Below are 22,315 nucleotides of genomic sequence, written 5' to 3' on the forward strand. Positions count from 1 at the left end.
CCTAGCGCGCCGCTAACCGCTCGCGGCGCAACAAGTCCACTTCCGGCATCGACAGCGGGGGCAGCTCGCCGACGACCGTGCTCAGCAGCAGGTCGGCCAGCTCCGGATTGCGGGCCAGGCACGGCCCGTGCATGTAGGTCGCGATCACGCTGCCCTGCACCACGCCGTCGAATCCGTCTCCAGACCGGTTGCCGGCGCCCTTGACCACCGCGCCCAGCGGCGACGCCGACGGGCCCAGCACGGTGCCGCCGCGGTGGTTTTCGAAGCCGGTGAGGCACTCGGTCAGGCCCGCCAGCAGCGGCCTGGTGGCCAGCTCGCCGATGGTGCGCGCCTCCTGCGGTGACGTCGTCGCGTCCAGCATGCCCACACCGTCGACGCGTTCGCCGGCCGACGTTTCGTACCACTGGCCCAGCACCTGGACGGCCGCGCAGATCGCCAGCACGGGCGCGCCGCGTTCCGCGGCGCGCTGCAGGCCCGGGTGCTTGATCAGGTGGCGGGTGGCCAGCCGCTGCGCGTAGTCCTCGGCGCCGCCCAGCGTGTAGAGGTCCAGCGACTCGGGCACCGGGTCGGCCAGCGTGATCTCGACGATCTCGGCGGCGATGCCGCGCAGCAGCAGCCGCTGGCGCAACACCAACGCGTTGCCGCCGTCGCCGTAGGTGCCCATCACGTCGGGCAGGACGAGCCCGATCCGGACTACCGAGTCAGCCATGGCGCGCCAAGGCTCGTTGCAGCTGCAAAAACGCGGTGTAGTTGGCGACGACCTCCACCCGCCCGGGCGGGCACGACGCGATCGCGGCGACGGTGTCGTGCACTAGCGTGTGCTCGACGCCCGCGTAGCCGAGGCGCACCGCGAGATCGGTGCCGCGCTCGCCGGCGGCCACCACGGACGTCTCGTCGAAATGCTCGAAACGCACGTCCCACAACCACGACAGGTCCTCCCCGTCGGGCACCTGGCCGTTGACGGAGATGACCACCCCGGCGGCGTGCTTGTCCACCATCGACAGCGCTTCCTGCCAGCCCGCCGGATTCTTGGCCAGCAGCATCCGCACGTCGTGCTCGCCGACCCGGACGGTCCGGTAGCGCCCCGCGACCTCGTCGACGGCCGAGACGGCCGCGACCGCCGCCGCCGGATCCGCGCCCAGCGCGACCGCGGCGGCCACGGCCTGAGCGGCATTGCCCCGATTCACCGCGCCCGGCAGCGTCAGTCGCATCGGCAGGCACAAGCCGTCGGGGCCGTGGAGCGCGCCCCCATCTTCCGGGTCGACCCACCACTGCGGGCTGGGTCGTTTGAAGTCGGCGCCGGTGGAGTACCAGTGGCCGTGCTCGCGGACGATGACCTCGCCGCTGCGCGGGCAGCTGACCGAATCGTTCGACCACGAACCCCCGGCGGCCACCCACACCACGTTGGGGCTGTCGTAGGCCGCCGACGTCATCAGCACGTCGTCGCAGTTCGCCACCACGACCGCGTCCGGGTGCCGGGCCAGGCCCGCGCGCAGGGTTCGTTCGATGACGTTGATCTCGCCGACCCGGTCCAGCTGGTCGCGTGAGAGGTTGAGCAGCACGACGACGCTGGGGTCGACGGCGTCGGAAACGTGGGGGACGTGCATTTCGTCGACTTCCAGCGCGGCCAGCGATGCTCGACGTTGGGCGGCCAGCGCGGCCACCAGGCCGGCGTCCATGTTGGCGCCCTCGGCGTTGGTGGCGACCGGGCCCAGCGTTTCCAGCGCGGCCGCCGTCATCCGGGTGGTGGTCGATTTGCCGTTGGTGCCGGTGACGATGACCGTGCGGCGTCCGGAGGCGAGCTGCCGGAGGACCGAGCGGTCCAGCGTCATCGCGATCAGGCCGCCGATCATCGCCCCGGCCCCGCGTCCGGTCGCCCGCGATGCCCAGCGCGCGCTCGCTCCTGCGGCGAGGGCCAGACGGGCGCGGGTGGTGACCACCCGGGAAGTTTAAGGGGAGCCGGTTTCCCGCATCGATGTCCGGGCGATCGCAAGCGCGGCGCCCCATCATTCAAGCGCCGACACGGCGCGCAACGACCCGGCGATGTCGGTTGGCCGTGCCATCCTCAGTGCATGAGCGCGGTGTGCTGGGGTCGGCCTGCCAGCGAGCCGGACGCGGGCTGGGCCGTGATCGACGTCGAAACCTCGGGTTTCCGGCCAGGTCAGGCGCGGATCATCAGCCTCGCGGTGCTCGGCCTGGACGCGGACGGCGAGGTCGAGCAGTCGGTGGTCAGCCTGCTCAACCCCGGAGTCGATCCGGGCCCCACCCACGTGCACGGCCTGACCGCCGCGATGCTCGAAGACCAGCCGCAGTTCACCGACGTCGCCGGGGACGTGATCGACGTGCTGCGCGGCCGCACGCTGGTAGCCCACAACGTGGCGTTCGACTACGCCTTCCTGGCCGCCGAGGCCGAACTCGCCGACATCGAACTTCCCGTCGACTCGGTGATGTGCACGGTCGAACTCGCCCGGCGGCTGGACCTCGGCCTCGACAACCTGCGGCTGGAAACACTCGCGGCGCATTGGAGCGTGACCCAGGAGCGCCCCCACGACGCCTTCGACGACGCAATGGTGTTGACCGGCGTGCTGGCCTCGGCGCTCAAGCTTGCCCGCGACGGCGACATCTGGCTGCCGGTGCATCCGGTGACCCGGCGGCGCTGGCCGAACGGCCGGGTCACCCACGACGAGCTAAGGCCGTTGAAGGTGCTGGCCTCCCGGATGCCCTGCCCGTATCTCAACCCGGGCCCCTACGTGGGCGGCCGACCCCTCGTCCAGGGCATGCGGGTGGCGCTGGCCGCCGAGGTCGGCCGCACCCACGAGGAACTCGTCGAGCGGATCCTGCACGCCGGGCTGGCCTACAGCGACACCGTCGACCGGGAGACCTCGCTGGTGGTCTGCAACGATCCCGCGCCCGAGCAGGGCAAAGGCTATCTGGCCCACAAATTGGGGGTGCCGGTGATCTCCGACGCGAAGTTCATGGACTGCGTCGGAGCCGTCATCGGCGGCACCAGCATGGACGAATTCACCGACACCACCAACGCGGACCCGCAGCTCGCGCTCTTCTGATCAGGCGCGAGTCTGATCAGGCGCGGGCGGCGCGGTTGACCGCCGACACGACCGCACGCAGCGACGCCGTGGTGATGGACGGCGCAATGCCGACACCCCACACCGTCTGCCCACCGACCGGGCCCGAGGGGTGCCGACCCGCTTCGCCCGGCTCCGCCGCGCTCGCGATCGACACCGAAGCCTCGACGTAGGCCGCCGCCTGCGCGTCGTCACCGGAACTCATCGCGTGCTCGGAGTAATCCAGCACGGCCACGTCGAAGCCGACATCGCCCAGCGCGTGGACGAACGCGGCCAGCGGGCCGTTGCCGGTCCCACTGATCTCGGTCTCCACCCCGTTGATCTTGACTGTCGCGGTGATGCTGGTGACGCCGCTGTCTTCCTCCGAAGCGTCGACGCGCTGCTTCACCCGCTCCAGCGGCCACACCGGGGCCAGATACTCCTCGGAGAACGCGTCCCACATCTCCTTCGGCGAGACCTCGCCGCCCTCGCCGTCGGTGATCTTCTGCACCACCTGGGAGAACTCGATCTGCAGCCGTCGCGGCAGGGCCAGGCCGTGATCGGCCTTCATGATGTAGGCGACCCCCCCCTTGCCGGACTGCGAGTTGACCCGGATCACGGCCTCGTACGTGCGCCCGACGTCCTTGGGGTCGATCGGCAGATACGGCACCTGCCAGAGCATCTCCTCGACGTCGGTATCGGCCTCATCGGCGTCGACCTTCATCTGATCCAGGCCCTTGTTGATGGCGTCCTGGTGGCTGCCGGAGAACGCGGTGTAGACCAGGTCACCGCCGTAGGGGTGACGCTCGTGGACCGGCAGCTGGTTGCAGTACTCCACGGTTCGGCGGATCTCGTCGATGTTGGAAAAGTCGATCTGCGGGTCCACGCCGCGCGAGAACAGGTTCAGCCCCAGCGTCACCAGGCAGACGTTGCCGGTGCGTTCGCCGTTGCCGAACAGGCAGCCCTCGATGCGGTCGGCGCCCGCCTGGTAGCCCAATTCCGCTGCGGCAACGGCGGTTCCGCGGTCGTTGTGCGGATGCAGGCTCAGGATGACCGATTCCCGGTTGGCCAGGTTGCGGCTCATCCACTCGATCGAATCGGCGTAGACGTTCGGGGTGGCCATCTCCACGGTGGCGGGCAGGTTGAAGATGATCGGGTTTTCCGGTGTGGGCCCGATGATTTCGCCGACGGCGTCGCACACCTGCTTGGCGTACTCCAGCTCGGTTCCGGTGTAGGACTCCGGCGAATACTCGAACCGCCACCGCGTGTCCGGGTACTTGGCGGCCTGTTCGACGCACTTGCGGGCGCCTTCGGTCGCGATGTCCTGCACCGCGGCCCGGTCGGCGCGAAATACGACGCGGCGCTGCAGGATTGACGTCGAGTTGTAGAAGTGCACGATGGCCTGCGGCGCGCCCTGGCACGCCTCGAAGGTGCGCTCGATCAGTTCGGGCCGGCACTGGGTCAGCACCTGGATGGTGACGTCGTCGGGGATGGCGCCGTCGGTGATGATCTCGCGGACGAAGTCGTAATCGGTTTGGCTGGCCGACGGGAACCCGACCTCGATCTCCTTGTAGCCCATGCGGACCAGCAGATCGAACATGCGGCGCTTGCGGGTGGGGCTCATCGGGTCGATCAGCGCCTGGTTGCCGTCGCGCAGATCCACCGCACACCACAGCGGCGCGCTGGAGATGACCCGATCGGGCCAACTGCGATCGGCCAGCCGGATCGGCTCGACCTCGTCGGCAAAGGGCCGGTACCGGTTGACCGGCATCGACGAACCCCGCTGGGGGTTCCACGCGGGCTGCCCGGGTCGTGGCAGGCCCGCCGGTTTGACGATGCTGCGTGTCGAGCTGAATGCGTCGGAATTGGAAGTCACGGTAATTGCTCCGGGGATGTCAGAAGGAACCTCAGACCGGCGCATCGCGAACACCCGCGACGGGAAGCCGGTCTGGATCAGACCCCGTCGCGGCGTCCGAGGAGGAGCACCCGCTGCACGTCGGCAACTTTACCGCGCTTGGCGCCGTGGTGAAAATCTGCGTCAGATCCGGGCCGCTGTGGTTCCGCGCGCAGCGCTGCGGGAAAAGTCGCAGCGGCGCTGCAAGTATTCTGTTGCGCGACGCATCAGTCGTAGCAGAAGGGGAAGCAGTGGCGCTCGTCGTGCAGAAGTACGGCGGATCCTCGGTGGCCAACGCCGATCGGATCCGGCGCGTGGCCGAGCGCATCGTCGCTACCAAGAAGCAGGGCAACGATGTCGTCGTCGTTGTCTCCGCCATGGGCGACACCACCGACGACCTGATGGATCTGGCCCAGCAGGTGTGTCCGGCCCCGCCGCCGCGCGAACTCGACATGCTGCTGACCGCCGGTGAACGCATCTCCAACGCCCTGGTCGCGATGGCCATCGAATCGCTGGGTGCGCAGGCCCGCTCGTTCACCGGTTCGCAGGCCGGCGTGATCACCACCGGCACGCACGGCAACGCCAAGATCATCGAGGTCACTCCCGGACGGTTGCAGGCCGCGCTCGACGAGGGGCGCATCGTGCTGGTGGCCGGGTTCCAGGGCGTCAGCCAGGACACCCGGGACGTCACCACGCTGGGCCGCGGCGGCTCGGACACCACCGCGGTGGCCCTGGCCGCGGCGCTGCGCGCCGACGTCTGCGAGATCTACACCGACGTCGACGGCATCTTCAGCGCCGACCCGAGGATCGTGCACAACGCCCGCAAGCTGGACACGGTCACCTTCGAAGAGATGCTCGAGATGGCGGCTTGCGGCGCCAAGGTTTTGATGCTGCGCTGCGTGGAATACGCGCGCCGCTACAACATTCCGGTGCATGTCCGATCCTCGTATTCGGAAAACCCAGGCACCGTCGTCGTCGGATCGATCAAGGACATAGCCATGGAAGACCCCATCCTGACCGGAGTCGCGCACGACCGCAGCGAGGCCAAGGTGACCGTTGTCGGCATTCCCGACATCCCCGGATACGCCGCCCGCGTCTTCCGGGCGCTCGCCGACGCCGACGTCAACATCGACATGGTGTTGCAGAACGTCTCCAAGATCGAGGACGGCAAGACCGACATCACCTTCACCTGCTCCCGTGACAGCGGGCCCACCGCGGTGGCCAAGCTCGACGCGCTCAAGGACGAGATCGGGTTCAGCCAACTGCTCTACGACGACCACATCGGCAAGGTGTCGCTGATCGGGGCGGGCATGCGCAGCCACCCCGGGGTCACCGCCACCTTCTGTGAGTCCCTGGCCGAGGTGGGCGTCAACATCGAGCTGATCTCCACCTCCGAGATCCGGATCTCGGTGCTGTGCCGCGACACGGAACTGGACAAGGCCGTCGTGGCGTTGCACGAGGCGTTCGGGCTCGGCGGCGAGGAGTCGGCGACGGTGTATGCGGGGACGGGTAGATAGAAATGGTTGCCATTGGCGTGGTTGGCGCCACCGGCCAGGTCGGCCAGGTGATGCGCAGGTTGCTCGACGAGCGGGACTTCCCGGCGACGTCGGTGCGGTTCTTCGCTTCGGCGCGCTCGCAGGGCCGCAAGCTGGAATTCCGCGGCCAGGAGATCGAGGTCGAGGACGCCGCGACCGCGGACCCGAGCGGCCTGGACATCGCGCTGTTCTCCGCCGGTAAGACGATGTCACTGGTGCAGGCACCGCGGTTCGCCGCGGCCGGGGTGACGGTGATCGACAACTCGTCGGCCTGGCGCAAGGACCCGGACGTGCCGCTCGTGGTCTCCGAGGTGAACTTCGAGCGGGACGCGCACCGGCGCCCCAAGGGCATCATCGCCAACCCGAACTGCACCACCATGGCCGCGATGCCGGTGCTCAAGGTGCTGCACGAGGAGGCCGGTCTGCAACGCCTGGTGGTGTCGAGCTATCAGGCGGTATCCGGCAGCGGGATCGCCGGGGTGGAGGAGCTGTCCACACAGGCGCGCGCGGTCGTCGACGGCGCCGAACAGCTGGTGCACGACGGCAGCGCGGTGCAGTTCCCGGCGCCCAAGACCTACGTGGCACCCATCGCCTTCAACGTGGTGCCGCTGGCCGGATCGCTGGTTGACGACGGCTCCGGCGAGACCGACGAGGACCAGAAGCTGCGCCACGAGAGCCGCAAGATCCTCGGCATCCCCGACCTGGCGGTCAGCGGCACCTGCGTGCGGGTGCCGGTGTTCACCGGGCACTCGCTGTCGATCAACGCCGAGTTCGCGCGGCCGCTGTCGCCGCAGCGCGCCCGCGAGCTGCTCGACGGGGCGCCCGGCGTCAAGGTGGTCGACGTGCCGACCCCGTTGGCGGCCGCCGGTGTCGACGAATCCCTGGTCGGCCGGATCCGCCAGGACCCGGGGGTGCCCGACGGCCGCGGCCTGGCCCTGTTCGTCTCGGGAGACAACCTGCGCAAGGGGGCGGCGCTGAACACCATCCAGATCGCCGAGCTGCTGGCCGCCCAGCTGTGATCAGCGGGTGAGCTTGTTGAGCTCAGCCCACACTCGCCTGGTCGTGCGGTGCTCGCTTGCACTGACTTTATTTGCGCCGCAATGGTTTTGGGACGCTCATGCCGATCCGCCGGCCCCCGCCCCCGAGCCGATCCTGCAGCCGCTGGCGCCCGGTGAGGTGTTGCGGATCGGCCCGACCGCCGGAACCGGCACTCCCACGGGGGATTACGGCATCGGCGCGACCGACCTGTGTGAGTTCGTAGAATTTCCCACCGAGCTGCTGCAGGTGTGCGGCGACAGCTTCGCCGGCCAGGGCGTCGGGTTCGGCGGCTGGTACGCGCCCGTCGCGCTGCACGTCGACACCGCGTCGGTCGACGACCCGGGCGGGGTGCGCTACACCGGCGTCACCGGGATCGCCCACCCGCTGCTGGCCGACCCCACCCCGCCGGACGCCTCGCAACTGCCCGCCGGAGTGGTGCAGATCAACCGGCGCAACTACGTGATGGTGACGACGACGAAGAACCTGGAGCCGCAGAGCTCCCGGCTGGTGACCGCCGAACCGGCGCGCGCGGGATGGCAGACGATCCCGGGTTCCAAGCGGCCCGCCTCGTATCAGGGCGGCTCGCAGACGCAGATCAGCGGTTATTACGACCCGATCCCGACCCCGGATTCGCCCACCGGGTGGGTGTACATCGTGGCCGACAGCTTCACGCGTCGGGACCCGGTGGTCCTGTATCGCGCCACACCGCAAACGTTCACCGACCGGTCCCGGTGGCAGGGCTGGGCGGCCGGCCCGCAAGGGGGCTGGGGCAAGCCGCCGACACCGCTGTGGCCGGATGCGGTGGGCGAGATGTGCATCCGGCAGATCGACGGCAAGGCCGTGTTGTCCTACTTCAATGCCGTCACGGGCAACATGGAGGTCCGGGTGGCCGACCACCCGACGGCACTGGGCGACGCGCCGGTCACCACCGTGGTGCAGCACGACGAGTGGCCGGAACCCGCGGAAAGCCTCCCGCCGCCCTACGACAACCGGCTCGCGCAGCCGTATGGCGGCTACATCTCGCCCGGCTCGACGCTCGACGAGCTGCGAATCTTCGTGAGCCAGTGGGACACTCGCGCGCGGGTCGCCGCGCCGTACCGGGTCATCCAGTTCGCGGTCAATCCGTTCAAGCCCGAGTAGCTGCTTTCGGGCGCTGAGCGGCGGTTTTAGTTCACAGCTGCTACATAAGTAGCGCATAGCCGCCACTACTGTTAACGGCTTCATCATTTGTCTCATGAGTGAAACATCTGAAACCCCCACTGTGCGGACCTCCACCGCCACTGCACCGGCCGCAGCTGCCGCGGCCTACCGGGCCCCGCGCGTCTTCCAACTCGCCGCGTGGGTCGCCATCGTCGCCGGGATCGTGTTCATCGTCGCGGTCATCTTCTTCACCGGCTTCATCCTCGGCCACCGCGGCGGCCATCACGGCCACCACCACAAGCACCACCACCACGCGATGCTGCATCACCGCGGCCCCGGTGGCCCCGGTGGACCCGGTGGCGTCGCCCCGGGCGGCCCGAACGGGCCGGGCGCTACCACGACGCCGGCGGCCCCGTCGTCCGTGCGGCCCAGTGGCATGGCCCCGGGACAGCTCCCGGCGTCGGTATTCCACTCGGCGGCCTCGCACGAGGTCCCGAGCGTCATCGTCCTGACCAACTAGAACCCCCAACCCGCGAGTGGCCCGGCGCTCTCCTCGAGCGTCGGGCCACCTGTCATGCGCGGTAACCGCCGCGTCTCGATTCACGGCAATTTGCCGCCGGGGCCTGTTACGGACATCGCGGGCGGGGCAATATGGCATGGCATGAGCGAGACACCCGAACCCCAAGCCGAGCCGACGCCCGCCGCCGCGACCACTCCGCCTCCGCCGCCACCCCCGCAGCGGGTGAAGCCGCCGCGGCTCTACACGGCGGCGGCCTGGGTGGTGATCGTCGCGGGCATCGTGTTCATCATCTCGTCGGTGTTCTTCGTCGGCGCCTTCATCTGGAAGCACAACTACCACTGCCACCATCACCACGGCATGTTCCACCCGGGCGGCCCCGGACCGGGCAACGGGCCGTGGGGGCCCGGGCCGGGCAACGGGCCGTGGGGACCCAACCCCGGCGGTCCCGGCGCGTGGTACGGCGGCCCCGGTGGTCCCGGACCCGACAATGGGCCATGGGGACCCAACCCCGGCGGACCCGGTTTGATCGTGCCGATGCCCCCCGGCGGTCCGGGCGGGCCCGGCGGTCCGGTCTCCGGCCCCGGGATCAGCGGCCCCGGTCAGCCGACGGCTGTCAGCCCGGCTCCCGGCACGCCCGCGCCGCGCCCCTGACGCGGCCGGGAACGCTTGGCGCACAAGGCCGGTGCTGACGGGGGCTGACCGAACGTCCGGACGCCTGGCATGATCGCTGCATGACCATGCGGGTGTACTGGGCCGTACTCGCCGTCGGCTTCGCGTTGGCGGGTACGGTCGGGCCTCCGATCGCGGCGGCGCATCCGTCGGAGCCGGGCGTGGTGAATTACGCCGTCCTCGGCAAGGGGTCGGTCGGCAACATCGTCGGCGGACCCATGGGCTGGGAGTCGGTGTTCACCCAGCCGGGACAGGGCACCTGGGTGGACCTGCCGGAGTGCAACAACTGGGCGGACATCGGGCTGTCCGAGGTGTACGACGACCCCGACCTGGCGTCCTTCAACGGAGCCGTCACGCAGACGTCGGCGAGCGACCAAACGCATCTGGTCAAGCAGGCGGTCGGGGTGTTCGCCACCCCCGACGCCGCGGCCCGGGCATTCCATCGGGTGGTGGATCGAACGGTCGGCTGTTCGGGTCAGACGACCGCGATACACCTGGACAACGGCAGCACGCAGGTGTGGTCCTTCGACGGGGGGCCGGCCGGGCCCGCCGACGAGAACTGGACCAAGCAGGAGGCGGGCACCGATCGGCGTTGCTTCGATCAAACCAGGCTGCGCGAAAACGTGTTGCTGCAGGCGAAAGTGTGTCAGTCGGGCAACGCCGGGCCCGCCGTGAACGTGCTAGCTGGGGCGATGCAGAACGCGCTGGGTCAGTAGTCGAGCGATTGGGTATCCGTCCCTGCCGTCCGGCCATTGGCGCGGGAAGGGAATATGTCGGGGGCGTCTGATAGATGAAGCACTAGACGAAGTAGTGCCGGATATCGTTCGATTAGCTGCGCAGGGAAGCGGTCCGCAGGTGCGTGTTCAGCCTTGGTCGGGCCCGAAGGGATCGTGATATGACGTTCGCCCCGATCACTGCGGCGGCTCCGCGGTTGACCGGCGCCGACCCTGCCGCGGAGCTGAAAATCGCCGAACTCACCGACGCCACGGCCGTCGCGCAGTACATCGCCGACGGCTGCCTGGTGGACGCCCCGCTGGGACGGGTGGGTCTGGAGCTCGAGGCCCATTGCCACGACCCGGCCGCCCCGCACCGCAGGCCCGGCTGGGACGAAATCGCCGCGGTGCTCGACGGGCTCCCCGCGCTCCCGGGCGGCAGCAGGGTCACCGTGGAGCCCGGTGGCGCGGTCGAACTTTCCGGCCCGCCGGCCGACGGCGTCCTCCCCGCGATCGATGCGATGCAACGCGACCAGGCCGTGCTGCAGCCGGCGTTCGCCGAGGCCGGCCTGGGCCTGGTCTTCCTCGGCGCCGACCCGCTGCGACCGCCCCGGCGCATCAACCCCGGCGCCCGGTACCGCGCCATGGAACGGTTCTTCGCCACCAGCCGCTCCGGTGAAGCGGGCGCGGCGATGATGACGTCCACCGCGTCGATTCAGGTCAACGTGGACGCCGGGCCGCGCGAGGGCTGGGCGGCGCGGGTTCGGCTGGCGCACGCCTTGGGGCCCACCATGATTGCGATCACGGCCAACTCACCGATGCTGGGCGGCGACTTCACCGGCTGGGTCTCCAGCCGGCAGCGGGTGTGGGGACAGATGGATTCGGCGCGCTGCGGCCCCATCCTGGGGGCCAGCGGCGACGACCCGGGCACCGACTGGGGGCGCTACGCGCTCAAGGCTCCCGTGATGCTGGTGCACACGCCGGACGCTGAGGCGGTCACGCATTGGGTGCCCTTCGCCGACTGGGTCGACGGCCGGGTGTTGCTCGGTGATCGCCGCCCCAGCGTCGCCGACCTGGAGTACCACCTGACGACCTTGTTCCCGCCGGTCCGCCCCCGCCGGTGGCTGGAGATCCGCTACCTGGACAGCGTCCCGGACGCGTTGTGGCCCGCGGTGGCGTTCACCCTGGCGGCGCTGCTCGACGACCCGGCCGCCGCCGACGCCGCGGCCGAGGCCGTCGAACCGGTGGCCACCGCCTGGGACGTCGCGGCGCGGCTCGGGCTGCGCGACCGGCGGCTCTTCGCGGCCGCGAACGCGTGCGTGACCATCGCCGCCGAAAGGGCACCGGCCGAACTCGGCGACGCGATGCAGCGGCTGGTGAGCCTCGTCGAACAGGGCCGGTGTCCCGGCGACGACTTCGCCGACCGGGTGATCAAACATGGCGTCGCCGCCGAGGTGTCGCGGGCGGCGCGAGGGGGACGGTGACGGTGACGTCACGCCAGGCGCTTGCCGACCAGTTGGCGCGAACCCGGACCCGGACCTTGCGGCTGGTCGACTTCGACGACGCCGAGGTGTGCCGTCAGTACGACCCGCTGATGAGCCCGCTGGTGTGGGATCTGGCGCACATCGGGCAGCAAGAAGAGCTGTGGCTGTTGCGGGGCGGTGATCCGGCCCGGCCGTCGATGCTGCCGCCGGCCGTCGAGGGACTCTACGACGCTTTCGTGCACTCCCGCGCCAGCCGGGTCGACCTTCCGCTGCTGCCACCGGACCAGGCGCGCGCGTACTGCCGGACGGTGCGGTCCGCCGTGCTCGACGCCCTGGACGCGCTGCCCGACGACCCCGCGGGCGACGAGGCGGCCTTCGCGTACGCGATGGTGGTCAGCCACGAAAACCAGCACGACGAAACCATGCTGCAGGCATTGAATTTGCGCCGCGGCGCCCCGCTGCTGCGCGAGACGCCGCTGCTGCCGCCCGCCCGTCCGGGCCTGGCCGGCACCTCGGTGCTGGTGCCCGGCGGCGAGTTCGTGCTCGGTGTGGACCCGGCCACCGAGCCCTTCGCGCTGGACAACGAGCGCCCCGGCCACGTCGTCGACCTGCCCGCGTTCCGGATCGGCCGGGTTCCGGTCACCAACGGCGAATGGCGGCACTTCGTCGACGACGGCGGCTACGACCAGCCGCGGTGGTGGTCGGAGCGTGGCTGGCGGCATCGCCAGGCCGCCGGCCTGACCGCGCCGCAGTTCTGGAATCCCGACGCCGCCACCCGCACCCGGTTCGGCCGCGTCGAAGACATCCCCGCCGACGAACCCGTCCAGCACGTCAGCTATTTCGAGGCCGAGGCGTACGCGGCCTGGGCCGGGGCGCGGCTGCCCACCGAGATGGAATGGGAGAAGGCCTGCGCGTGGGACCCGTCCGCCGGCGCGCGGCGCCGCTACCCGTGGGGCGCCCAGGAGCCGGGCGAGGCGCTGGCCAACCTCGGCGGCGCCGCGTTGCGGCCCGCACCCGTCGGGGCCTACCCCGCCGGCGCCTCGGCGTACGGGGCCGAGCAGATGCTCGGCGACGTGTGGGAGTGGACGAGCAGCCCCCTGCGGCCCTGGCCCGGGTTCGTCCCGATGCTCTACGAGCGCTATTCACAGCCGTTCTTCGACGGCGATTACCGGGTGCTGCGCGGCGGGTCGTGGGCCGTGGAGCCCGGCATCCTGCGGCCGAGTTTCCGCAATTGGGACCACCCGTACCGCCGCCAGATCTTCTCCGGCGTCCGGTTGGCCTGGGACGTTTCCGACAACGGGGACATCGCCTGATGTGCCGGCATCTCGGGTGGCTCGGGGCCGACGTCACGGTCTCCTCGCTTGTGCTCGACCCGCCGTTCGGGCTGCGGGTGCAGGCCTACGCGCCGCGCCGCCAAAAGCATTGCCTGCTGAACGCCGACGGTTGGGGCGTCGGGTTTTTCGATGTCCCTTCGGACGGCCCCTCGAATGGCGCCGCGCCACGGCGCTGGCGTAGCCCGCTGCCGCTGTGGGGCGACGTGTCGTTCGAGTCCGTCGCGCCGGCGCTGCGCAGCCACTGCGTGGTGGCCGCGGTGCGCTCGGCGACCGTCGGCATGCCCATCGAAGTCAGTGCGACGGCACCGTTCACCGACGGGCAGTGGTTGTTGTCGCACAACGGAATTGTCGACCGGGCCGTGTTGCCGGCGACGTCGCGGGCCGAATCGGTCTGCGACAGCGCGATACTGGCGGCCGTCATCTTCGAGCGGGGCCTCGACGCGCTGGGCGAGACCATCGCCGAGATAGCGGCCGCCGATCCCAGCGCCCGGCTGAACGTGTTGGCCGCCAACGGCTCTCGCATGCTGGCGACGGCCTGGGGGGACACGCTGTCCATCCTGCGCCGCCCGGACGGTGTGGTCCTGGCCAGCGAACCCTATGACAACGACTCCGACTGGGAGGACGTGCCGGACCGCCACCTCGTCGAAGTCACCGCCGGCGGCGTCACGCTGACGCCGCTGGATCATCCGAAAGGGTCTTGATGACGCTGTCGCTGTCGAACCACCTCGCCGCCGACTCGGCCTACCATGCGTTGCGCCGGGACGTGTTCGACGGCCTGCAGCAGACGCCGAAGTCGTTGCCGCCCAAGTGGTTCTACGATGCCGTGGGCAGCGACCTGTTCGACCAGATCACCCGGTTGCCCGAGTACTACCCGACCCGCGCCGAGGCCGAGATCCTGCGCGCGCGGGCGGCCGAAATCGCCTCGGCCAGCGAGGCCGACACCCTGGTGGAATTGGGCAGCGGGACCTCGGAGAAGACGCGGGTGCTGCTCGACGCCCTGCGCGCACGCGGTTCGCTGCGCCGGTTCGTCCCGTTCGACGTCGACGCCAGCATCCTGTCGACGGCCGCCGCGGCCATTCAGCGGGAATACGAAGGGGTCGAAATCAAGGCCGTCTGCGGTGATTTCGAAGAACACCTGACCGAGATCCCGGTGGGCGGGCGACGGCTGTTCGTATTCCTGGGGTCGACGATCGGTAACCTCACGCCCGGGCCGCGCGCGGACTTCCTCACCGCGCTGTCCGCCCAAATGCGGCCCGGCGACAGCCTGCTGCTGGGCACCGACCTGGTCAAGGACACCGAGCGCCTGGTGCGCGCCTACGACGATGCCGCCGGGGTGACGGCGCTGTTCAACCGCAACGTGCTTGCGGTGGTAAACCGGGAACTGGACGCGGATTTCGACGTCGACGCCTTCCGGCACGTGGCCCGGTGGAACCCGTCCGAGGAACGCATCGAGATGTGGTTGCGGGCCGACCGCCGCCAGCGGGTGCGTGTCGGCGCGCTCGAGCTGATCGTGGATTTCGAGGCCGGCGAGGAGATGCTCACCGAGGTGTCGTGCAAGTTCCGCCCGGAAAAGGTGAGTGCCGAATTGGCCGCCGTGGGATTGCGCCGCACGCGATGGTGGACCGATGGCGCGGGCGACTTCGGGTTGTCGTTGGCCGTGAAGTGACGGTCGGCGAAACGCTGGCCGACCAATGGCGGGCGGCGCGCCCCCGCTTCGCCGGCCTGCACCTGGACAACGCCGCGTGTTCACGGCAGAGCCTTGCGGTGATCGAGGCCGCGGCGCAGCACGCCCGCAACGAGTCCGAAGTCGGCGGGTACGTCGCGGCCGAGGCGGCCGCGCCGGTGCTCGACGCCGGACGTGTCGCGTTCGCCGCGCTGACCGGGATGACCGACGCCGAGGTGGTGTTCACCACCGGCTCGCTCAACGCTTTGGATCTGCTGTTGGGCGCCTGGCCGGCAGGAGGGGGGGACCGAAAAAGGCTAGCGTGCCTGCCCGGCGAATACGGTCCCAACCTGGCCGTGATGGCCGCCCACGGATTCGAGCGCCGGCTGCTGCCGACCCTGGACGACGGCCGCGTCGCGCTCGACGACGCGGCGCTGGCCCTCGACGCCGACCCGCCGGACCTGGTGCACCTGACCGCGGTCGCCAGCCATAGCGGTGTGGTGCAACCGGTTTCGATGGTCGCGCAGCTCTGCCGCGAGGTCGGGCTGCCACTGGTGGTCGACGCGGCTCAGGCGCTGGGGCAGGTGGACTGCGCGGCCGGCGCGGATGCGACGTATTCCTCGTCGCGCAAGTGGATCGCCGGGCCGCGAGGCGTGGGGATTCTCGCGGTGCGCCCGGAGCTGATGGAAAGCCTGCGCCCGAGGCTGGCGGCGCCGCAGTGGGCGCCCGCGTCGGGTCCGCCGACGGTCGCCGAGCAGCTGGAGTTCGGCGAAGCCAATGTCGCCGCGCGGGTGGGGTTTTCGCTGGCGCTGGGGCAGCACCTGGCGTACGGGCCGGCGACGGTCTGTGCACGCCTGGCCGAACTGGGCGGCCTGAGCCGCACGGTGCTGGCCGATGTGTCCGGGTGGACGGTCGTCGAGGAGGTCGAAGAACCCAGCGCCATCACCACTTTGGCGCCGACCGACGGCGCCGACCCGGAGGCGGTGCGGGACTGGCTGCTCGCCGAACGACGGATCCTGACCACCTTCGTCGGCGTGCAGCGGGCGCCGATGGAGCTGCCGGGGCCGCTGCTGCGGATCTCGCCGCACGTGGATACCACGGCCGAGGACCTGGAGACCTTCGCCGAGGCGCTGATCGCCGCGACGGCGGCGACCGCGACCGGCTAGCCGGCTTTGTGCGCCGTCAGCAAGTAGGCCGGCATCTTGATGCGGCCCTGCTCGTCGCGGTCGTGCGGCGGGAATTCGAAAGGCGCGTCGGGGATGTCGACGGCGTTCGACAGGATGAAGGAGGGGCGAATCTCGTCGACCTCCCAGTACTTGCTCACCGCGGCGCGCAGTTCGTCTTCGTCGACCTCGTTGGGCTTGGGTTCCATCTCGGCGGGGAACGCGCCCTTGGCGAACACCAGCACGAAATAGTTGGCGCCCGGGGCCGCGGCGCGGTGGACCGCGCGCAAGTAGCCGTCGCGGGCCTCCACGGGCAGCGAGTGAAACAGCGTGCTGTCGACCACGGTGGCGAACCGTCCGTCATAGCCGCTCAGCGACGTGATGTCGGCCTGCACGAAGCTGGCCGTGATCAATCCGCGCTCTTGGGCGGACTTGGTGGCCGCGGCGACGGCGGTCGGGGTGAGGTCGACGCCGACGACGGTGTAACCCTGCGCGGCCAGGCTCAGCGACAGTTCGGCGACTCCGCAGCCGGCGTCCAGCACCTCACTGCGGAATTTGCCGGCCGCGGCCAGCGCCGCCAATTCGGGTTGTGGCTCACCGATATTCCACGGCGGCGGACCCTCGAAGTGGGCCTGCTCGCGGTAGGCACTGTCCCAGTCCATCACTTGATCAGACGACATGTTGTCAACCTACTCCCAGGTGTGCACCGGCTCGTTGGCGTGCATGTACTCGCAGTAGCGGCGCAGCATCTCGGCCAGGGCCGCGGGCCTGGTCATGCCGCCTTCCTGCAGGGCCCGCACGGTGGAAACCTGCCAGGTGGCGCCGTTGCGGCCCGCGCGGGCACGGCCCTCGATGACCCCCAGAAATCGGTCGCGCACCTCGGCGTCGACGCCCCAGCGCCGCAACCCCTCGTCGGCCATCGGCAGCAGTGTGTCGAGCACCAGGTCGCGTGCGGTCACCTCCCCAGCCCCGGGCCAGCGCAGCCGGGCGTTGATGCCATCGCGCGCCGCCGCCAAGAAATTGGCCTCCGCCACGGCGAAATCCATGTCGGCCCACAACGGCCTGTCCGCTTCGGACAAGCTGCGCAGCATGCCGTAGAAGAAGGACGAATTCGCCAGCATGTCAACGACTGTCGGCCCGGCCGGCAACACCCGGTTCTCCAGTCGCAGATGTGGGCGCCCGTCGACCACGTCGTACACCGGACGGTTCCAGCGGTAGACGGTGCCGTTGTGCAGACGCAGTTCGGACAGGTGTGGGATGCGTCCGGCGGCCAGCTCGGCGACCGGATCCTCCTCGGACACCTCGGGCAACAGGGACGGAAAGTAGCGGATGTTCTCGCGATACAGGTCGACGACCGAGGTGATCCACCGTTCGCCGAACCACACTCGCGGGCGCACGCCTTGGGTTTTCAGCTCCTCCGGTCTGGTGTCGGTGGATTGGGTGAACAGCTCGATGCGGGTCTCCGCCCACAACCGGTGGGAGAAGAAGTACGGCGAGTTGGCGCCCAGTGCCAGCTGCGGGCCGGCCACGACCTGCGCGGCGTTCCAGTTGGCGGCGAACATCTCCGGGGCCAATTGCAGGTGCAATTGCATGCTGGTGCAAGCGGATTCGGGCGCTATCGTCGCGGTGTGCCAGTTCAACGGTTCGGGGCCGTCGATGTCGATGGGGAGGTCTTCGCCGCGGGCGGTGAAGATCGAGTCGTTGAGGGCGGCATACCGCGTCGACTCGCTCATCCAGTCGTGATCGAGGTGTTCGGGCATCAGGGTGGGCAGGATGCCGATCATGACGATGTGCGCACCGTCGGCGGCGCCGGCCTTGATCTCGGCCTCGTTCAGGCTGGCCCGCACCTCGGCCTCGAGATCCAGCCCGGTGTGCCCGGGCAGCGCGTGCGGCGGGACGTTGAATTCGATGTTGTAGGCGCCCAATTCGGTCTGGTACGCGGGATCGCCGATGGCGTCCAGTACGTGGCGATTGGACATGGCCGGCTGGTAGTCCGCGTCGACCAGGTTGCACTCGATCTCCATGCCGGTGAGCGGCTGGTCGGAATCGAAGCATGACTGGGCGAGCATCGTCTCGAACACGTTCAGACACAGCTGAACCTTGCGCCGGTATTCGCGGCGGTGTGCGCTGTCGTACGTGGTGCGCTTGACCTCTTCGCCCACACCGCAGATGCAACAGGGTTACCGCCCGTAACGCAAGCTCTCCCGCGTCGCGGTTGCGGCCTCGCGCGCCGGGCGGGTAGTCCATGATGGACTTTTGCCGCAAAAGTGTCAGAGCTCACGGGTGGAGGAGAGCAGTTGGCCGAGTTCGCCGAATTCGTGGCCGCCATCGACCAGGGGACGACCAGCACTCGCTGCATGATCTTCGATCACGAGGGCGCCGAGGTGGCCCGCCACCAGCTCGAGCACGAACAGATCCTGCCCCGAGCGGGCTGGGTCGAGCACGACCCGGTCGAGATCTGGGAACGCACCTCCTCGGTGCTGACCTCGGTGCTCAACCGCGCCGACCTGGCTCCGAAAAACATTGCCGCGCTGGGTATCACGAACCAGCGCGAGACGACGCTGGTCTGGAACCGCAAGACCGGACGCCCCTATTACAACGCGATCGTGTGGCAGGACACCCGTACCGACCGGATCGCGTCGGCCGCCGAACACGACGGCCGGGGCGAGGTGATCCGCCGCAAGGCGGGACTTCCCCCGGCGACGTACTTCTCCGGCGCGAAGCTGCAATGGATCTTGGAGAACGTCGACGGGGTGCGCGATGCGGCCGAGCGCGGCGACGCATTGTTCGGCACCCCCGACACCTGGGTGTTGTGGAATCTGACCGGGGGTCCGCGGGGCGGCGTGCACGTCACCGACGTGACCAACGCCAGCCGCACCATGCTGATGAACCTGGAGACGCTGGACTGGGACGACGAGCTGCTGTCGTTCTTCGCCATCCCCCGGGCGATGCTGCCGCGCATCGGGCCGTCGTCGTCACGGCAGCCCTACGGGGTGACGACGGAAACCGGTCCGGCCGGGGGCGAGATTGCGATCACCGGGATGCTCGGTGACCAGCACGCGGCGATGGTGGGGCAGGTGTGTCTGGCCGAGGGGGAAGCGAAAAACACCTATGGCACCGGCAATTTCCTGCTGCTCAACACCGGTGAGACGATCGTGCGGTCCGACAACGGGTTGCTCACCACCGTCTGCTACCAGTTCGGGGACGCCAAACCCGTTTACGCGCTTGAGGGTTCGATCGCGGTGACGGGAGCGGCCGTGCAGTGGCTGCGCGATCAGCTGGGCATCATCAGCGGGGCCGCGCAAAGCGAGGCGCTGGCGCGGCAGGTCGACGACAACGGCGGGGTCTATTTCGTCCCGGCGTTTTCCGGGCTGTTCGCGCCCTACTGGCGGTCCGACGCCCGGGGCGCGATCGTGGGGCTGTCGCGGTTCAACACCAACGCGCATCTGGCGCGGGCCACCCTGGAGGCGATCTGCTACCAGAGCCGCGACGTGGTGGACGCGATGGCCGCGGATTCCGGTGTGCGCCTTGAGGTTTTGAAGGTCGACGGCGGTATCACCGGCAACGACCTGTGCATGCAGATACAGGCTGACGTGCTGGGCGTGGACGTGGTGCGTCCGGTGGTCGCCGAGACCACCGCGCTGGGCGCCGCGTACGCGGCCGGGCTGGCCGTGGGGTTCTGGGCAGACCCGGCGGACCTGCGCGCCAACTGGCAGGAGGGCCGGCGTTGGTCACCGGCCTGGAACGACGAGCAGCGCGCCGAGGGGTATGCGGGCTGGCGCAAGGCCGTGCAGCGGACCCTGGATTGGGTCTCCCTCACCTGAGGTGACCTGATCCAGGGCCCGCCGACGCCGGTCAGTCTTCGCCGAGAATGCCGTAGATCTCGCGCCGCGCGTTGTTGAGGATGTCAACGATGCGCTGCTGCTGCTCGGCGGAAGCGGTGTGGGCGGACTGCCCGACCGCGCCGAACAACTGCCCGGCGGCCGCCCTCAGGTTCATGTGACCCGGGTCCGCCCCTTCGGTGATCTCGTCCCACGGCGGGGTCTCGATCTTCTCGGCCGCGCCGCGGCCCTGTTCGGTCAGCTCGAAAAGCTTCTTGCTGCCTGCGCTTTCGCTCGCGGCGATCAGGCCCTCGTCGTCGAGCAGCTGCAGGGTCGGGTAGACCGAGCCGGGGCTCGGCTTCCACAGCCCGTTGCTGCGTTCGGCGATCTGCTGGATCATCTCGTAGCCGTGCATCGGCCGCTCGGCCAGCAGCGTCAGGATGGCCGCTCGCACGTCGCCGCGCTTGCCGCGGCCCGGGCCGCCACGGCGCCAGCCGCCGCGTCGACCGCCGGGACCGAAGCCGAATCCGGGGCCGAAGCCCGGACCGATTCCGGGACCCAACCCGAACGGGCCCTCGAAGCCACCGGGGTGGCCGCCGCCGGCGTGGTCGCGGAGATGTTCGCGAAGGTCCCGGCGCGCCTGGCGCCGCGCCTCGTGCAGGGCGCGGCGGTCGACGGGGCCGGAGCCAAAGCCGAATCCGAAGCCGGGCCGGGCGCCGAATGGTCCCTCGGGGGGAGTGAATGGGTTGCTCATTGTCTGTCCTTACGTTCGTGGGTCACGCACCGGTTTGGTGCGCTACGGAATATCACGATATATCGGAACCTAACGCGATGCAACGGGATATGTTGAAAAATATCGCTTGCCGCCGCTGACCTGCGGAAATATGCGCCCAAAACCGGGGCTCGGTCTGGAGGGCCGGTTTGCAGAGGGCGGACGGCGGGTAGGAACTGTGGGATGGACGCTGACAACGACGTGACGGTCGGTCGCGGGGTCGCCGGTGCGGCCCCGTTCGGGGACCCCGGTGGTGCCCCGCGCCGGAACGCGTGGCCATGGGTCAACTGGGGGTTGGCGCTGGCCACGGTGCCCGCCGCCGCGATCGTGATGCTTTTCGCGCTGGGTGGCGTGATGAGCACCGCCGGCTGCAGCGGCCGCAGTTGCCCCAGCATGGGCCACGGCGGCATCGATTTCGGCGTCGCGTTCTACGGCGCGCCCGCGGTCGCGGTCGTCGTCATCGTCATCTCGGTTTTCACCGCCAAACACCGCGGCGGCATCGCCGTCCCGCTGTTCGGGTGGGCGCTGCTGATCGCCGACGTCGCACTGATGGCGGTGAGCGTCGCCGGCTAGCGCGCGTCAGTGCGGCGGTGCGAAACCATCCGGTGCACCGCCGTGGCCCGGCCCCGGGCCGGGCGGCCACGGCGGCGGGTACTGCTGCACCGCCCCCGGTGGCATGGTCGGCCAACCCGGGGCGGGCGGGCGCAGCCGGGCCAGTTCGCGGCGGTGCCGCTCGGCGAGGACGGCGGCAAGCACCAGTTCCGGCGGGGCTCCCGGTGGCGGTGGCGGCGCAATGCGGGCCACGACGTCACCGGCGATGCGGTACGCCATCTGCGTGCGTAGCTGGCGGTCGAGTTGCGGTGCCCGGGAAAGGAATTGGCGCGCGACCTCGGCCTGACCGACGGATAGCCCCGACAGCTGCAGCGACGCAGCCCACCAGGCCAGGGCCGGGGGCATCGTCGGCGGAGGTCCCAGCCGGGGTCCGCGTTCGTTGACCACCACCGTGCCGGCGAAGATATCGCCGATCCGTTTGGCCTTGGGCGACAAGATGCTGCAGATGACGGCGGGGCTCCCGAAGAGCATCCAGATTTCCACCAGCGAGGCCAGGGCGCGAAACAGCGCCTGGCGGAAGCGTTCTGGGCCGCCGTCGTCGGACACGACGCGCAGGCCCAAGGCGATCTTGCCCACCGAGCGTCCCCGCGTCGCGGTCTCGAGGATCAACGGGTAGCCGACAATTACCAGCACCGTAAATATAAGCAGGATGGCGTTACTCAGCGCGGTGTCGAACTGGGTCAGGGTGGCGGCCCACAGCATCAGCCCGAGCAGATAGCCGATCACCATGACGGCGATATCGATCAGCGCGCTCAATGCCCGCACCGGCAGCTGGGCGATCTGCACATCCAGCACCACGGCGTCCCCGGTCACCACCTCCGACATAACTTCGAACGGTACAGGCCGGGCGGGTGCGGCCGGCCACACTTGGTTGTGCCCGCGGGGGCATGGCCGC

21 protein-coding genes are annotated in these 22,315 nt (G+C 69.8%); 14 read left to right on the top strand and 7 right to left on the bottom strand.

Features of this window, described 5'->3' with window-relative positions; genetic code table 11:
• Position 1 precedes the first annotated feature (1 nt).
• Both JF781_RS07080 and JF781_RS07085 read right to left on the bottom strand, forming a co-directional pair.
• Positions 2-709: a type 1 glutamine amidotransferase gene (locus JF781_RS07080; protein WP_225326115.1), complete on the bottom strand. Its 708-nt coding sequence runs from the start codon at positions 707-709 to the stop codon at positions 2-4.
• Positions 702-1,940 (bottom strand): Mur ligase family protein, encoded by a 1,239-nt coding sequence (locus JF781_RS07085; RefSeq protein WP_225326116.1) that lies wholly within the window; start codon positions 1,938-1,940, stop codon positions 702-704. Before JF781_RS07085 ends, JF781_RS07080 begins: the two co-directional genes overlap by 8 nt.
• A 132-nt stretch (positions 1,941-2,072) precedes the next feature.
• Between JF781_RS07085 and JF781_RS07090 the strand changes: the two genes are divergently transcribed.
• A complete protein-coding gene (locus tag JF781_RS07090) occupies positions 2,073-3,065 on the top strand; it encodes a DEDDh family exonuclease (RefSeq protein ID WP_225326117.1) in 993 nt (330 codons plus the stop codon).
• Between the two features lie 16 nt (positions 3,066-3,081).
• On the opposite strand, the gene leuA is transcribed toward JF781_RS07090, so the two are convergent.
• Positions 3,082-4,938 carry a 2-isopropylmalate synthase gene (leuA, locus tag JF781_RS07095; protein WP_374109676.1) on the bottom strand — a complete coding sequence of 619 codons (1,857 nt, stop codon included), beginning with the start codon at positions 4,936-4,938 and terminating at the stop codon, positions 3,082-3,084.
• A gap of 269 nt (positions 4,939-5,207) precedes the next feature.
• On the opposite strand from leuA, the gene JF781_RS07100 reads away from it, so the two are divergent.
• The 11 genes from JF781_RS07100 (at position 5,208) to egtE (ending at position 16,218) form a co-directional block, all read left to right on the top strand.
• The gene (locus JF781_RS07100) at positions 5,208-6,473 is read left to right on the top strand and encodes an aspartate kinase (RefSeq protein ID WP_225326118.1); all 1,266 of its coding nucleotides are present in this window, start codon (positions 5,208-5,210) and stop codon (positions 6,471-6,473) included.
• A gap of 2 nt (positions 6,474-6,475) precedes the next feature.
• Positions 6,476-7,510: an aspartate-semialdehyde dehydrogenase gene (locus JF781_RS07105; RefSeq protein WP_225326119.1), complete on the top strand. Its 1,035-nt coding sequence runs from the start codon at positions 6,476-6,478 to the stop codon at positions 7,508-7,510.
• Between the two features lie 16 nt (positions 7,511-7,526).
• The gene (locus JF781_RS07110) at positions 7,527-8,669 is read left to right on the top strand and encodes a DUF4185 domain-containing protein (RefSeq protein WP_225326313.1); all 1,143 of its coding nucleotides are present in this window, start codon (positions 7,527-7,529) and stop codon (positions 8,667-8,669) included.
• Between the two features lie 121 nt (positions 8,670-8,790).
• Positions 8,791-9,189: a hypothetical protein gene (locus tag JF781_RS07115; protein WP_308011526.1), complete on the top strand. Its 399-nt coding sequence runs from the start codon at positions 8,791-8,793 to the stop codon at positions 9,187-9,189.
• A 141-nt stretch (positions 9,190-9,330) separates the two neighbouring features.
• Entirely contained in the window at positions 9,331-9,840 is a 510-nt protein-coding gene (locus JF781_RS07120) for a hypothetical protein (RefSeq protein ID WP_225326121.1), read from the top strand.
• 86 nt (positions 9,841-9,926) lie between these two features.
• On the top strand, positions 9,927-10,574 hold the full coding sequence (locus JF781_RS07125; RefSeq protein WP_225326314.1) for a sensor domain-containing protein: 648 nt from the start codon (positions 9,927-9,929) through the stop codon (positions 10,572-10,574).
• Positions 10,575-10,753: 179 nt separating this feature from the next.
• Positions 10,754-12,055: an ergothioneine biosynthesis glutamate--cysteine ligase EgtA gene (gene egtA / locus JF781_RS07130; RefSeq protein ID WP_225326122.1), complete on the top strand. Its 1,302-nt coding sequence runs from the start codon at positions 10,754-10,756 to the stop codon at positions 12,053-12,055.
• A gap of 2 nt (positions 12,056-12,057) precedes the next feature.
• Positions 12,058-13,368 carry an ergothioneine biosynthesis protein EgtB gene (gene egtB, locus JF781_RS07135; protein ID WP_225326123.1) on the top strand — a complete coding sequence of 437 codons (1,311 nt, stop codon included), beginning with the start codon at positions 12,058-12,060 and terminating at the stop codon, positions 13,366-13,368.
• Positions 13,368-14,090, top strand: a complete 723-nt coding sequence (gene egtC, locus JF781_RS07140) for an ergothioneine biosynthesis protein EgtC (RefSeq protein ID WP_225326124.1) — start codon at positions 13,368-13,370, stop codon at positions 14,088-14,090. Before egtB ends, egtC begins: the two co-directional genes overlap by 1 nt.
• Positions 14,090-15,055, top strand: a complete 966-nt coding sequence (gene egtD, locus JF781_RS07145; protein WP_225326125.1) for an L-histidine N(alpha)-methyltransferase — start codon at positions 14,090-14,092, stop codon at positions 15,053-15,055. The genes egtC and egtD overlap by 1 nt, the downstream gene beginning before the upstream one ends.
• Positions 15,004-16,218: an ergothioneine biosynthesis PLP-dependent enzyme EgtE gene (egtE, locus tag JF781_RS07150; protein WP_225326126.1), complete on the top strand. Its 1,215-nt coding sequence runs from the start codon at positions 15,004-15,006 to the stop codon at positions 16,216-16,218. Before egtD ends, egtE begins: the two co-directional genes overlap by 52 nt.
• On the opposite strand, the gene JF781_RS07155 is transcribed toward egtE, so the two are convergent.
• Positions 16,215-16,895: a class I SAM-dependent methyltransferase gene (locus tag JF781_RS07155; RefSeq protein WP_225326127.1), complete on the bottom strand. Its 681-nt coding sequence runs from the start codon at positions 16,893-16,895 to the stop codon at positions 16,215-16,217. The two genes, egtE and JF781_RS07155, sit on opposite strands and share 4 nt — an antisense overlap.
• A 9-nt stretch (positions 16,896-16,904) precedes the next feature.
• Positions 16,905-18,377, bottom strand: coding sequence for a glutamate--cysteine ligase (locus JF781_RS07160; protein WP_225326128.1), 1,473 nt, complete (start codon positions 18,375-18,377; stop codon positions 16,905-16,907).
• Between the two features lie 135 nt (positions 18,378-18,512).
• Between JF781_RS07160 and glpK the strand changes: the two genes are divergently transcribed.
• On the top strand, positions 18,513-20,039 hold the full coding sequence (glpK, locus tag JF781_RS07165) for a glycerol kinase GlpK (protein WP_225326129.1): 1,527 nt from the start codon (positions 18,513-18,515) through the stop codon (positions 20,037-20,039).
• 31 nt (positions 20,040-20,070) lie between these two features.
• Here the strand turns inward: glpK and JF781_RS07170 are convergent, their stop codons facing one another.
• Complete coding sequence (locus JF781_RS07170; RefSeq protein WP_225326130.1) at positions 20,071-20,790, bottom strand: PadR family transcriptional regulator; 720 nt, start codon at positions 20,788-20,790, stop codon at positions 20,071-20,073.
• 201 nt (positions 20,791-20,991) lie between these two features.
• Between JF781_RS07170 and JF781_RS07175 the strand changes: the two genes are divergently transcribed.
• Complete coding sequence (locus JF781_RS07175; protein WP_225326131.1) at positions 20,992-21,381, top strand: hypothetical protein; 390 nt, start codon at positions 20,992-20,994, stop codon at positions 21,379-21,381.
• Positions 21,382-21,387: 6 nt separating this feature from the next.
• Here the strand turns inward: JF781_RS07175 and JF781_RS07180 are convergent, their stop codons facing one another.
• Complete coding sequence (locus tag JF781_RS07180) at positions 21,388-22,245, bottom strand: RDD family protein (protein ID WP_225326132.1); 858 nt, start codon at positions 22,243-22,245, stop codon at positions 21,388-21,390.
• Positions 22,246-22,315 lie beyond the last annotated feature (70 nt).

Source organism: Mycobacterium sp. WUMAC-067 (genome assembly GCF_020217485.1).
GTDB lineage: Bacteria > Actinomycetota > Actinomycetes > Mycobacteriales > Mycobacteriaceae > Mycobacterium.